Annotated in this window: 10 protein-coding genes and 2 rRNA genes; 9 read left to right on the forward strand and 3 right to left on the reverse strand. The window is 55.5% G+C overall.

The window, feature by feature from the left end:
• Positions 1 to 8: 8 nt before the first annotated feature.
• The 4 genes from A6U95_RS26770 to A6U95_RS26785 all read left to right on the forward strand — a co-directional run bounded on the left by A6U95_RS26770 (position 9) and on the right by A6U95_RS26785 (position 4,856).
• Entirely contained in the window at positions 9 to 1,460 is a 1,452-nt protein-coding gene (locus A6U95_RS26770) for an efflux transporter outer membrane subunit (RefSeq protein WP_065686687.1), read from the forward strand.
• Positions 1,461 to 1,481: 21 nt separating this feature from the next.
• The gene (gene emrA, locus A6U95_RS26775) at positions 1,482 to 2,654 is read left to right on the forward strand and encodes a multidrug efflux MFS transporter periplasmic adaptor subunit EmrA (RefSeq protein ID WP_024530693.1); all 1,173 of its coding nucleotides are present in this window, start codon (positions 1,482 to 1,484) and stop codon (positions 2,652 to 2,654) included.
• Positions 2,655 to 2,671: 17 nt separating this feature from the next.
• A complete protein-coding gene (emrB, locus tag A6U95_RS26780; protein ID WP_065686688.1) occupies positions 2,672 to 4,207 on the forward strand; it encodes a multidrug efflux MFS transporter permease subunit EmrB in 1,536 nt (511 codons plus the stop codon).
• 220 nt (positions 4,208 to 4,427) lie between these two features.
• Positions 4,428 to 4,856 (forward strand): hypothetical protein, encoded by a 429-nt coding sequence (locus tag A6U95_RS26785; RefSeq protein ID WP_065686689.1) that lies wholly within the window; start codon positions 4,428 to 4,430, stop codon positions 4,854 to 4,856.
• Between the two features lie 357 nt (positions 4,857 to 5,213).
• Here A6U95_RS26785 and A6U95_RS26790 read toward each other — a convergent pair whose 3' ends face one another.
• Positions 5,214 to 6,305, reverse strand: coding sequence for a tRNA/rRNA methyltransferase (locus A6U95_RS26790; RefSeq protein ID WP_021178989.1), 1,092 nt, complete (start codon positions 6,303 to 6,305; stop codon positions 5,214 to 5,216).
• Between the two features lie 197 nt (positions 6,306 to 6,502).
• Here A6U95_RS26790 and trxC point away from each other — a divergent pair, with 197 nt between their 5' ends.
• The 5 genes from trxC (at position 6,503) to A6U95_RS26815 (ending at position 12,368) form a co-directional block, all read left to right on the forward strand.
• Positions 6,503 to 6,922 carry a thioredoxin TrxC gene (gene trxC, locus A6U95_RS26795; RefSeq protein WP_021807597.1) on the forward strand — a complete coding sequence of 140 codons (420 nt, stop codon included), beginning with the start codon at positions 6,503 to 6,505 and terminating at the stop codon, positions 6,920 to 6,922.
• Between the two features lie 116 nt (positions 6,923 to 7,038).
• Positions 7,039 to 7,743: a tRNA-uridine aminocarboxypropyltransferase gene (locus A6U95_RS26800; RefSeq protein ID WP_065686690.1), complete on the forward strand. Its 705-nt coding sequence runs from the start codon at positions 7,039 to 7,041 to the stop codon at positions 7,741 to 7,743.
• Positions 7,744 to 7,798: 55 nt separating this feature from the next.
• Positions 7,799 to 10,450 (forward strand): bifunctional acetate--CoA ligase family protein/GNAT family N-acetyltransferase, encoded by a 2,652-nt coding sequence (locus A6U95_RS26805; protein ID WP_065686691.1) that lies wholly within the window; start codon positions 7,799 to 7,801, stop codon positions 10,448 to 10,450.
• Between the two features lie 153 nt (positions 10,451 to 10,603).
• Entirely contained in the window at positions 10,604 to 11,959 is a 1,356-nt protein-coding gene (gene pssA / locus A6U95_RS26810; RefSeq protein WP_065686692.1) for a CDP-diacylglycerol--serine O-phosphatidyltransferase, read from the forward strand.
• Positions 11,960 to 12,035: 76 nt separating this feature from the next.
• On the forward strand, positions 12,036 to 12,368 hold the full coding sequence (locus A6U95_RS26815; protein ID WP_065686693.1) for a YfiM family lipoprotein: 333 nt from the start codon (positions 12,036 to 12,038) through the stop codon (positions 12,366 to 12,368).
• A gap of 343 nt (positions 12,369 to 12,711) precedes the next feature.
• Here A6U95_RS26815 and rrf read toward each other — a convergent pair.
• Both rrf and A6U95_RS26825 read right to left on the reverse strand, forming a co-directional pair.
• Positions 12,712 to 12,827: ribosomal RNA gene (gene rrf / locus A6U95_RS26820) — 5S ribosomal RNA — on the reverse strand.
• 105 nt (positions 12,828 to 12,932) lie between these two features.
• Positions 12,933 to 13,008: ribosomal RNA gene (locus A6U95_RS26825) — 23S ribosomal RNA — on the reverse strand; the annotation flags it as partial.

Here is a 13,008-nt window from a genome sequence, read left to right on the forward strand (position 1 = left end):
ATCATTTTATGCGATCCCCGTTAAACTGGAGATTCACCCCGCTGTTCGCCGTTCTGTTGCTGGCGGGGTGCGCATCTACCGATAATATTGCCCCGCAATCCAAGATGATGGATCCGCAACAGCTGCAGCTTACCCAGCCAAAAGTCAGCTCGCTTGCCATCAGCCCGCAATGGTGGCGCACGCTTAACGATCCCCAGCTTGATAGCCTGATGACCCAGACGCTGCAAAACTCGCCTTCGCTGCAACAGGCGGGCGCTCGCGTGCGTGAAGCCCAAAGCGTGGCGGGGGAAGCCAGTGCTGCCAACGGCCCTAATCTGGATCTGAATGCCAGCATCAACCGTCAGCGTCTGGCGCAAAACACCAACCTGGGCTTTGGCTATCTGCCCAACCCGGTGTATGAGTCCACCAACTCGCTGGGTTTGAATCTGGCGTATGAGTTTGACTGGTGGGGCAAATATCGCAATCAGGTCAACGCGGCAAAAGCGCAGATCGATGCCGCTCGTGCCGAGCAGGCACAGGCCGCTCTGACGCTAACCAGTTCGGTTGCCTCTGCTTATTACCAGTTACAGGCGAATTACGCGCTTGAGAATGTGCTGCAACAAGAGGTGGATAACAATCAACGCCTGGCAGACCTGCGCCAAAAACAATATAAAGCCGGGATCTACGGCGTGGAAATCCCGCAACAGACCCAGGCACAAGCCGACAGTGCCAAGCAGCAGATCATCCAGCTGCAGTCACAGATTGAACAACTGAAACACCAGTTGGCCGCCCTGGCCGGTCTTGGCCCGAATGCGATGCAGTCTCTGCATCCGGTGGCCATGCCAAGCGAAGAACAGTTAGCCCCCAAAGGCGAACTCACCGCGGATTTGCTGGGTAAACGCCCGGATATCGTGGCACAGCGCCAACTGGTGGAGTCTTATAACCAACGGGTCAGTGCGGCACGCAAAGAGTTCTACCCTAGCCTGTCGATCTCGGCCTTTGCTGGCTTGACCACCACCAACGTCGGCGGTACCAGCCCGAATCTGTTTGAAGCCGCCAGCCAGGCGTGGGGCGTGGTTCCAGCCATTTCCCTGCCTATCTTCCATGCCGGTGCGCTACGCAGCAAGCTGGGTGAAGAGTCCGCACTCTACGATCAGGCGGTGGGTTCCTATAACCAAACGCTCGTCAATGCGTTACAGGAAACGGCCGACGCCATCACCATTCAACAGAGCAGTAGCAAGCAGCTGCTGCAGGCAACCTCTGCCTCCCAATCCATGCAGGATGTGTACCGGGTCGCCAACGCCAAATACCAGGCAGGGATTATTGGGCGTGATGAACTGTTGACCAGCCAGACGCAGCTATTACAGCAGCAACAGGCACAACTGAATGCCAGCAGCAACTTGATGCAGGCGAAGATAGCATTGGTACGCGCGTTGGGGGGTGGCTACCAGGCCCCGGCGGCAGCGGAACCTAAAGCATAATTTTAGAGCGTGGAGAATACCATGAGTGCAAGCGCGGAAACTCAAACCCCGCAGCAACCGGCTGGCAAAAAACGGCAGCGTAAATTCTGGCTGCTGCTGTTGACGTTTATTTTTGTGATTATTGGGGTGGCCTATTTAGTCTATTGGTTCCTGGTGCTGCGTCATCACCAAGAAACTGACGATGCCTACGTGGCCGGTAATCAGGTGCAGATCATGGCCCAGGTTTCCGGTAGCGTGAACAGCGTTACCTTTGATAACACCGACTTTGTCCGCAAAGGCGATGTGTTGTTAACACTGGATCCCACCGACGCCGAACAGGCGTTTGAGCGGGCCAAAACCGCGCTGGCCAATAGCGTGCGCCAAACGCATCAGTTGGTGATCAACGGTAAGCAGTATCAGGCTAACATTGCGCTGCGCAAATCCGAGCTAAGCAAGGTAGAAAACGATCTCAAGCGTCGTATCGTGCTGGGCAACGCCGATGCCATTGGCCGCGAAGAGCTGCAACATGCGCGTGACGCGGTAGACAATGCCAAAGCGGCACTGGAAGTCGCAGTCCAGCAATACAATGCCAATCAGGCGATGGTGCTGAATACCCCGTTGGATAAACAACCCGCCGTACTGCAAGCCGCCGCACAGATGCGCGACGCCTGGATGGCGCTGCAGCGTACCCGTATTGTCAGCCCAATCACCGGCTTCGTTTCACGCCGCAGCGTGCAGGTGGGGGCACAAATCTCCCCAGGGATGCCTCTGATGGCCGTAGTAGCACCGGATCATGTCTGGGTGGATGCCAACTTTAAAGAAACGCAGATCGCCAATATGCGTATCGGCCAAGAGGCCACCGTAGTGAGTGACCTGTACGGTAGCGACGTGGTGTTCAAAGGCAAGGTCGTGGGTATCGATATGGGCACCGGCAGCGCGTTCTCACTGCTGCCTGCACAGAACGCTACCGGCAACTGGATCAAAGTGGTGCAGCGTTTACCCGTGCGTATCGAACTGGACGCACAACAGGTTGCTGAGCATCCTCTGCGTATCGGCCTTTCTACGCTGGTCAAAGTCGATACCACCAATCTGGACGGCCTGGTGCTCTCCGATACGGTACGTCAAAAACCGCTGTTTGAAACCAGCGCGCTGACGCTGGATCTGGCGCCGGTGAATCAGATGATCGCCGATGTGATCCATGCAAACGCCGGTTAAGCGAGCGGGAGGCTACCTTGGCACAGAAACCGCTTGAAGGTGCCCAGCTCGCCTGGATGACGGTCGCGCTCGCCATGGCGACCTTTATGCAGGTGCTGGACTCCACCATTGCCAACGTGGCGATACCGACCATTTCGGGTAACCTCGGGTCTTCCAACTCGCAGGGGACCTGGGTGATCACCTCGTTTGGGGTGGCCAACGCCATCTCCATTCCGATCACCGGCTGGTTGGCGAAACGCGTGGGTGAAGTTCGCCTGTTCCTGTGGTCCACGGCGCTGTTCGCCCTGGCCTCCTGGCTGTGTGGTATTTCCAACAGTCTGGGCATGCTGATCTTCTTCCGCGTGATCCAGGGCGTGGTGGCAGGGCCGTTGATCCCACTGTCGCAGAGTTTGTTGCTGAATAACTATCCCCCCGCCAAGCGATCGATGGCCCTGGCACTATGGTCGATGACCGTGATCGTCGCGCCGATTTTCGGGCCTATCCTTGGCGGCTATATCAGCGATAACTATCACTGGGGCTGGATCTTCTTCATCAATATCCCGATTGGGCTGTTCGTGATCCTGGTTGCGATGTCGACGTTGAAAGGCCGAGAAACCAAAACCGAGATCAAACCGATCGATACCGTCGGGCTGGTGCTGCTGGTGGTGGGTATCGGTGCGCTACAGATTATGCTCGATCAGGGCAAGGAGCTGGACTGGTTCAACTCGACCGAGATCATTGTCCTGACCGTCGTGGCCGTGGTGGCGTTAGTGTTCCTGGTGGTGTGGGAGCTGACGGACGATCACCCGGTGGTGGATCTGTCGCTGTTCAAATCGCGCAACTTTACCATCGGCTGTCTGTGTATCAGCCTGGCTTACATGCTGTATTTCGGGGCGATCGTGCTGTTGCCACAGTTGCTACAGGAGGTATATGGCTACACCGCCACCTGGGCCGGCTTGGCGTCTGCGCCGATCGGGTTGCTGCCGGTGATCTTGTCACCGATTATCGGCCGCTTCGGTAACCGGCTGGATATGCGCCGTTTGGTCACCTTCAGCTTCATCATGTATGCCGTGTGCTTCTACTGGCGCGCCTACACGTTTGAACCGGGGATGGATTTTGGCGCCTCCGCCTGGCCGCAGTTCTTCCAGGGTTTTGCCATCGCCTGCTTCTTTATGCCGCTGACGACCATTACCCTGTCTGGGTTGCCGCCGGAGCGCATAGCGGCAGCATCGAGCCTGTCGAACTTTACCCGTACCTTGGCGGGTTCTATCGGCACCTCGATCACCACCACGCTGTGGACCAGCAGGGAGTCGATGCACCACTCGCACCTGACCGAGTTTGTGAATCCGTTCAACCCACAGTCGCAGGAGATGTACAGCAAACTGGAGCAGCTAGGCATGAGTAAACAGCAGGCTTCGGCGTATATCGCCAACGAGATCACCGCGCAGGGGCTGATCATCTCGGCCAACGAGATATTCTGGCTATCTGCAGGGGTGTTCCTGATATTGCTGGCGCTAGTCTGGTTCGCCAAACCACCGTTCAGTTCCGGCGGCGGCGGGGGCGGAGCCCACTGATCGAGTCACGCCCATAAACTCCAATGGAAGTGGCTAAAAATCTGCTGTGATATGGGGCGGTTCAAAGATGGACCGCCTCATAAAATTGAATAATGCTTTCCCCATCGACCTAATTTTGTGGATTTTGGGTACATAAAAGACAACAATAATGCCGCAGTGCCAGAATGGATATTAGTTGAATTTATAAACTTTTCTAACAGGGAATCTCTGGGCTAAAAGCATGATAAAACAAACACTGATCGCAGCAATGAGCCTTGGTATGGTTGGTTGTGCTGGCATGAAAATACCTGCCTACACAGAAGTCAAAGCAAGTCCGTATTATGATGAATGCCGCGAGTTCGCCGCCGATGTGTATAACAATGATGGGTACAGCAAACTCGTCAATGACACAGTACTACGCATGAACGAGCAAAAAGCTCAGGCTATCGTGTCTGGATGTGTGGTCTCTATGGGAAAAAACAGTCTAGAAGAAGCCAAACTTGATATGAAACAAAAGGCCGTCACTTACGGAATCATCAGCGCGGCTTGCGACACCGCTTCGTGCCAGGCTGATACGGAACAACAGTTGAAAGCTTTTACCCTTGGCAGCTTTTATGCGACACAAAAGAAATTTCCTGAGGAAAAGAAAGTTGAGAAAGCTGATTTTTAAGAGTGAGCCAGATTATCGATCGTCAGTGCGCTCATTTTAGTCTTATCCCTTCTCATTGTTATTTTGCCCAGTCCTCCAGCATCAGGTCCGTTACCCGTCCAAACTTCCGCGTATTATTGGTCACCAGAATCACACCGGTCGCACTTGTACCTGTAAACCCTTTACAGAGAAGCCGCTAGTACGGCAGGTTTCTGTACGAATGTTGTAGAGTACAAGGATATGCCTAGATGAATACGAATGAGGGGGAGCTTTTTGAGCATAGTAGTCAGCCGGTTTTTCTACTGACTCTGATAGATCAAAGCCCTGGCTTTGCGGCCAGGGCTTTGTCATTAATCGGATTCTATATAGCGTAAAGCATTACGCCTGATTCTGACGCCACCAGTCGGCCAACAGAATACCGGTTGCTACCGAGACGTTCAGGCTTTCTACTTTGCCAGTCCCGCCGATAGACACGCTCATATCACCCTGTTGCCAAGCGCTGTCACTCAGGCCATCACGTTCCTGGCCCAATACCAGCACCATCTTGGTTGGCAGTTTAGCCTGCGCCAACGGCGTGCCTTTGTGGCTGGACGTGGTGACGATGGTGTAACCCGCTTTGCGGAACGTATCCAGCACGGAGAGGAAATCATCGGCATTGATTGCCTTGATGTGTTCCGCCCCGCCTTCAGCCGTACGCACCGCGGCACCAGACTCCAGCACAGCTGGATCCTGAAGCAATACGCCGTTCACGCCAAAGTGAGCACAAGAACGAACGATCGCCCCCAGGTTGTGTGGGTTGCCCACTTCTTCCAGTGCCAGCACGCAATCTTTGGCCGGTGCGTTCTGCAGGTAAGCCTGCGCATCCAGACCTTGACGCTTTTTAATCAGGAAGCACACGCCGCCGTGATGTTCGGTACCGGACGCTTTGGCCAGTTCCTCTTCATCCACCACATGGTAAGCCTTGCGGTTAGCCGCCATCCAACGCAGTGCCTCACGGAAACGTGGGGTTACGGATTGCACAAACCAGGCACGGACGATGGCATCTGGACGGCTGGCGAACAGGGCTTTACAGGCGTTCTCGCCGTAAACACGGGTTTCTTCCGCACGTTGGCGGCGCAGCTGCTCGGGATCGATAAAGCTTTTGCCACTGATGCCACCATGATCGAACGCCGGTTCTTCTTGCGGAGCACGGGACACGGTTTTCCACGGTGATTCATAACCACCGCTGTCTTCGGTACGCGCCGGACGGCGAGGACGATCGCTTTCACTGCTGCTGCGACGGGGATCGGCACCCCGACGGTCACCACCGCGCGCCTTATCCTGACCGGCACGGCCAGAGCGTGCATTGTCAGCCGGGCGGCCTTTGCCGTCAGGTCGTTTATTCTTGTTACGGTTGTCGCCGCTATCGTCGTCACTACGGACGAACATCACTTTAACCTTACCGTTCTTGCCACTAAATGAATCGTTCATTGTCTTCTCCACCAACGCGCAGGGCGCGAAGATTACCTGATGTTGGTGCGCTAAGCCACCAACTTGCGCTAAAAGCTGGCATCTATCAAATTCATCGAACAAATCACTTGGTCGAATGCCGCGCTTTTACCGATAATAAGCAACATTAAAAATACATATTCGCAGCTCATTGTGCTGCGTCAGCCCCAGAGGTAATCATGAATACAGTTTGTGCAGCTTGTAATGCCACCAACCGCGTGCCGGAAGAACGTCTGGCGGACGGCGCTAAATGTGGCCGCTGCGGCCATGAATTGTTCGACGGTGAAGTGATTAACGCCACCGCTGCCACGTTGGACCAGCTCCTGCAAGACGACTTGCCGATCGTGGTCGATTTCTGGGCCCCGTGGTGTGGCCCGTGCCGCAGCTTCGCGCCGATCTTTGAAGATGTGGCACAGGAGCGCGCTGGCAAGGTGCGTTTCGTGAAGGTCAACACCGAAGCCGAACCCGAGTTGAGCGCCCGCTTCCGCATTCGCAGCATCCCTACCATCATGGTGTTCCGTGAAGGCAAGATGGTCGATATGCTCAACGGCGCGATGCCGAAAGCGCCGTTCGATAACTGGCTTAACGAGCTAGTTTAACGCAAAAGCGCTTACTATGCCGCCAGTTGTTGTCGGCATAACATCGCCTGTATAGCCCGTGCGCCTCTCCCGCCGGGCTTTTTTCTGCGCTACAATGGCGGTTTTTCAGGATAGTTATGACTGACAACGCCGTACTTCGTCTGCGCCAAGACCGTTTAGACCGTGCCACCCGCCCGTTTCTGGCCAGAGGTAGTCGCGCCGTGCGCTGTCAGGGTTGTTTGCTACCGCAGCAAAACTGCCTGTGTGCCACCATCAAACCGCAGCAGGCCAACAGCCGCTTTTGCCTGATCATGTTCGGCGCAGAGCCGTTAAAGCCCAGCAATACCGGCCGCCTGATCGCCGATATCCTGCCTGATACCCTGGCGTTTACCTGGTCACGCACCGAAGTTGATCCAGGCCTGCTGGCTGCCATCAACGATCCCGCTCGTCAGCCCTACGTGGTATTCCCGGCCTCTTATGCCGATGCGGATCGCCCGGTGGTTAGCAGCCTGCCCGCAGGTGGCAAGCCGCCTTTATTTATCATGCTCGACGGTACCTGGTCGGAAGCGCGCAAAATGTTCCGTAAAAGCCCCTATCTGAATCAGTTCCCGGTCTTTTCACTGAACGTGTTGGCTTCATCAGACTATTTGCTACGTATTGCCAGCCGCCCTGAACAGCACTGTACGGCAGAAGTCGCTGCCGCCCTGCTGCAACAGGCAGGAGATGAACAGGCCGCGACCGGGTTGAGCCAACATTTCAATTACTTCCGTGAACAGTATCTGGCCGGGAAACCTCACCGCCCAGAGGCACCGGTCACAGCAAATCAGCCACAAAGCGCCTAGAATCAGACGATAATTTGCCTCTTTCAGGCAAACCGATCAGGAGCAGGAGCCGCACATGAGCCAGAGAGGGTTAGAAGCGTTATTACGTCCCAAATCGATTGCCGTGCTCGGCGCTTCGCAACAGCCCGGCCGGGCTGGCTACCTGATGATGCGCAATCTCCTGGCTGGCGGTTTTACCGGCCCTATTCTGCCAGTCACTCCTCGCTACAAGGCAGTCTGCGGCGTGATGGCCTATCCCGACGTAGCCAGCCTGCCGCTAACCCCCGATCTGGCCGTGCTGTGTACCAATGCCCAGCGTAACCTGGCACTGATCGAAGCCCTGGGTGAGCGCGGCTGCAAAACCGCCATCGTACTTTCCTCCCCCGTGGAACAATTCGCCGAGCTGAAGGCCACCGCACAACGTTACTCAATGCGCCTGCTGGGGCCAAACAGCCTGGGCTTGCTGGCGCCTTGGCAAGGGATCAACGCCAGCTTTTCGCCGGTCCCCATTCAGAAAGGCAAGCTGGCGTTTATCTCCCAGTCTGCCGCCGTGGCGAACACTATCCTGGACTGGGCGCAACAACGGGAGGTTGGCTTCTCCTACTTCATCGCGTTAGGGGATAGCCTGGATATCGACGTCGACGATCTGCTCGACTTCCTGGCCCGCGACAGCAAAACCAGCGCCATTCTGCTGTATCTGGAAAACATCAACGACGCGCGGCGTTTCCTTTCCGCCTCCCGCAGTGCTTCGCGCAATAAGCCGATCCTGGTGATCAAAAGTGGCCGTAGCCAACAGGCACAGCTACTGCTCAACAGCCAGCAGGGATTGGACGCCGCCTACGATGCAGCCATCCAACGCGCCGGTTTGCTGCGTGTACAGGATACTCACGAGCTGTTTTCCGCCGTGGAAACCTTAAGCCATATGCACCCGCTGCGCGGTGAGCGGCTAATGATTATCAGCAACGGTGCAGCCCCCGCAGCCATGGCGCTGGACGAATTACTCTCCCGCAACGGTAAGCTGGCAACGTTGACGGATGAGACTCAGGAGAAGCTGAGCGCAGCCCTGCCGGAGTTTATCCGGCCAGGAAATCCTATCGATCTGCGTGATGATGCAACCCCCAAGCGCTATCTGGCAGCTCTGCAACCGCTGCTCGACAGCCACGACTATGACGCCCTGCTGTTGATCCATGCCCCTAGCGCCGCCTCTCCGGGCACTGAGACCGCCGAACGGCTGATCGAGGCCATCCGCCAGCACCCACGTGGGAAACGCATTACGCTGTTAACCAACTGGTGTGGCGAATACTCCTCTCAGGAGGCCCGCCGCCAATTTACCGAGGCAGGGATCCCAACCTATCGCACGCCAGAAGGCGCGGTCACCGCGTTTATGCATATGGTGGAATACCGCCGTAACCAGAAGCAGCTCAAGGAAACTCCGGCGCTACCGATTGGGCTTACGGCCAATACCGCTGCCGCGCACCAGTTAATCCATCAGGCATTGGCCGAAGGGGCTAGCCAGTTGGATACCCATGAAGTCCAACCAATTTTGCAGGCTTACGGCCTCAGCACCCTGCCAACCTGGATTGCCAGTGACAGCGCAGAAGCGGTGCACATTGCCGAACAGATTGGCTACCCGGTAGCACTGAAGCTGCGCTCTCCGGATATCTCACATAAATCCGAAGTTCAGGGGGTCATGCTCTATTTGCGAACCGCCACCGAGGTGCAGCGGGCGGCGGAAGCGATCCTCGATCGGGTGAAGCGTACTTATCCGCAGGCGCGCATCCACGGTCTGTTAGTGCAAAGCATGGCCAACCGTGCCGGAGCACAGGAATTGAGGATTGCCGTTGAACAGGACGCAACCTTCGGCCCGTTGATAATGCTGGGCGAAGGCGGCATTGAATGGCGTAAGGAAAACCAGGTCGCCGTTGCCCTGCCGCCGCTGAATATGGCGCTGGCGCGTTATCTGGTGTTGCAGGCGGTGAAAGGAGGCAAAATCCGTGGGCGCAGTGCGCTGCGGCCGCTTGATATCCCCGGCTTAAGCCGCCTGTTGGTGCAGGTTTCCAACCTGATCCTCGACTGCCCGGAGATCTCACGCCTCGATATTCATCCGGTATTAGCCTCCGGCAGCGAGTTTACCCTGCTGGACGTTTCCATGCAGTTAACGCCTTTCAGTGGCGATCCACAGGCGCGCCTGGCGATCCGCCCTTACCCGCATGAGCTGGAAGAAACCATTGAATTAAAAGACGGTTCTCAATGCCTGTTCCGCCCGATCCTGCCGGAGGATGAACCGGCGCTGAAGCACTTTATCGACCGTGTCACCAAGGAAGATCTCTATTACCGCTACTTTAGTGAGATCAATGAGTTTAGCCACGACGATTTGGCTAACATGACCCAAATCGACTACGATCGAGAAATGGCTTTCGTAGCGGTACGAGATGGCGAAGAGATCATCGGCGTCACGCGCGCCCTGTCAGATCCGGACAACACCGACGCCGAATTCGCCGTGCTGGTGCGTTCCGATCTGAAAGGTCTAGGTCTGGGCCGGCAGCTCTTGATGAAAATGATTAGCTATGCGCGAGCGCAAGGCCTGGCCCGCCTGACAGGCATTACCATGCCGAATAACCGCGGAATGGTCACGCTGGCACAAAAGCTGGGGTTCAAGGTCGATGTGCAAATTGACGAAGGGATTGTCAATTTAACCCTGCCGCTACAGGATGGGGCGACGCCGTGACCGCTGTCGCAATGTAATACGAATCCACTACTTAACGCCAAAACATACGCACAATCGGGGCAACTAGTGGTATTATCGCCCGATTGTTCGAAGCATTTTATTCATGGAAGTGGCGTTCCGGCCATCCAAATATGAGAGAAGAAGCGCACTGTGATGTTGTCAAAATTTAAACGTAGCAAACATCAACAACACCTTGCACAACTGCCCAAACTCCCCCAGACGGTTGCTGATGTCCGTACCCTTTTTACGCCCGCTGATTTCCGTGCAACGCTGCTGGAATCGATCGCTAACGCAACAACCCGTATTTATCTGGTAGCGCTCTATCTGGAGCATGACGATGCAGGCCGCGACATCCTCAATGCGCTCTATCAAGCCAAGCAGCAGCGTCCTGAGCTGGAGATCTGCGTGTTGGTAGACTGGCATCGTGCTCAACGTGGGCGTATCGGTGCGGCAGCTGCCAATACTAATGCCGACTGGTACTGCGCTATGGCTGCACAGCACCCGCAGGTTTCGGTGCCGATTTACGGCGTTCCGGTCAATACTCGCGAAGCGCTGGGCGTACTGCATTTGAAGGGCTTTGTCGTTGACGATACGGTGTTCTACAGCGGTGCCAGCATTAATGATGTCTATCTGCATCAGCATGAGAAGTATCGTTACGATCGCTATCAGTTGATCACCAATAATCTGTTGGCGGTGACCCTGTGCGATTACATCAAACAGCATCTGTTAACCGCCGGTGCCGTACAGCGTCTTGATCGTGATGACAGACCCAAAAGCCTCGAGATCAAAAACGAAATCCGCCTGTTCCGCTTTGCCCTACGCCGTGCCGCCTATCAATTTCAGGGGAATGCCAGTAATGATGAGCTGGCCGTCACCCCATTAGTCGGCCTGGGTAAACAGAGCATTCTGAACAAAACGATCCACCACCTGATGTCCTGCACCGATCAGAAACTAACGCTGTGCACGCCTTACTTCAACCTGCCAGCCTTGTTGGTGCGCAATATCATTTATCTGCTGCGCCAAGGGAAACAGGTAGAGATCATCGTGGGGGACAAGACGGCCAATGACTTCTACATTCCTGAAGATCAGCCGTTCAAGATTATCGGTGCGCTGCCTTATCTTTACGAAATCAACCTGCGCCGCTTCCTGAGCCGCCTGCAACGCTATGTTGATACCGGCCAGCTGATTGTGCGCCTGTGGAAAGACGGCGATAACAGCTATCACCTGAAAGGGATGTGGGTCGATGACGAGTGGCAGTTGATCACCGGTAACAACCTCAACCCGCGCGCCTGGCGGCTGGATCTGGAGAACGCCATTCTGTTCCACGATCCCAAGCACGAAATGCAGGAACAGCGGCATAAAGAGTTGGAAACGATCCGTACCCATACCACAGCGGTTGGCCACTATCTCGAATTGCAAAGTATTCAGGAATATCCGGTCAAGGTGCGTAAACTGATCCGTCGACTGCGTCGGATCCGTATCGATCGCTTGATTAGCCGTATACTGTAAACTCGCTATAATTAATTGCACCACAGCCCGGCAATGCCGGGCTTTTTTGTCCATATTGAGACAGGATGTTTTCACTATGCGCCCACTCCGCCCATTTATCCTCCTTCCGGTACTGTTGTTCTCCAGTGGCTGTACCCATATGGCCAATGATAGTTGGACCGGCAAAGACAAGGCTCAACACTTTGTCGCTTCCGCTGCATTTGCGGCCGCTGGCGCGGCTTATGGCGATCACCAGAACTGGAATGAGGCACGTAGCCGCAGTTTTGGCCTGCTATTTTCGATTGGCCTGGGCGCAGCGAAAGAACTGTATGACAGTCGGGAAGGCGGTACGGGCTGGAGCTGGAAGGATTTTGCCTGGGATGTGGCAGGGGCTGCGACAGGGTACAGTATTTATCATCTGGCGCGTTAAGGGTAAGTTAATTTGTCAGATCGAGTAATGCCCCTCACCCTAACCCTCTCCCCCAGGAGAGGGAACCGATCGAGCTCGCTGATATTCCTGCGTCATACCCCATCCTTAGGCTTACTCATCACTGCCGAAGTGGTATGGCTAATCAAAGGTTCCCTCTTTCCGAAGCGGCACGGGCTTATCCACGACGCCGGACGGCTCCCTCTCCCCCTTCACCAGTGTTCAGGATGTTCTCGGTTGGTACTCTGGGAGAGGGTTGGGGTGAGGGGCCTTCACTGCCATTTTCTGTTTTTGACCCATAGCAAAAAGCCCCATGCTTTCGCATGAGGCTTTCTACTTATTTGATGCCTGGCAGTGTCCTACTCTCGCATGGGGAGACCCCACACTACCATCGGCGCTACGGCGTTTCACTTCTGAGTTCGGCATGGGGTCAGGTGGGACCACCGCGCTATTGCCGCCAGGCAAATTCTGTTTCATTCCAACCGCTTCACTCTCGTGTCGCCATCAGAACCAATCTCGGAACTTCGCTGAAAATTGTCGTCTACTCTAAAACACCTTTGGTGTTGTAAGGTTAAGCCTCACGGATCATTAGTACTGGTTAGCTCAATGCATCGCTGCACTTACACACCCAGCCTATCAACGT

It is taken from the genome of Serratia sp. 14-2641, from assembly GCF_001692375.1.
Taxonomy (GTDB): Bacteria; Pseudomonadota; Gammaproteobacteria; order Enterobacterales; family Enterobacteriaceae; genus Chania; species Chania fonticola_C.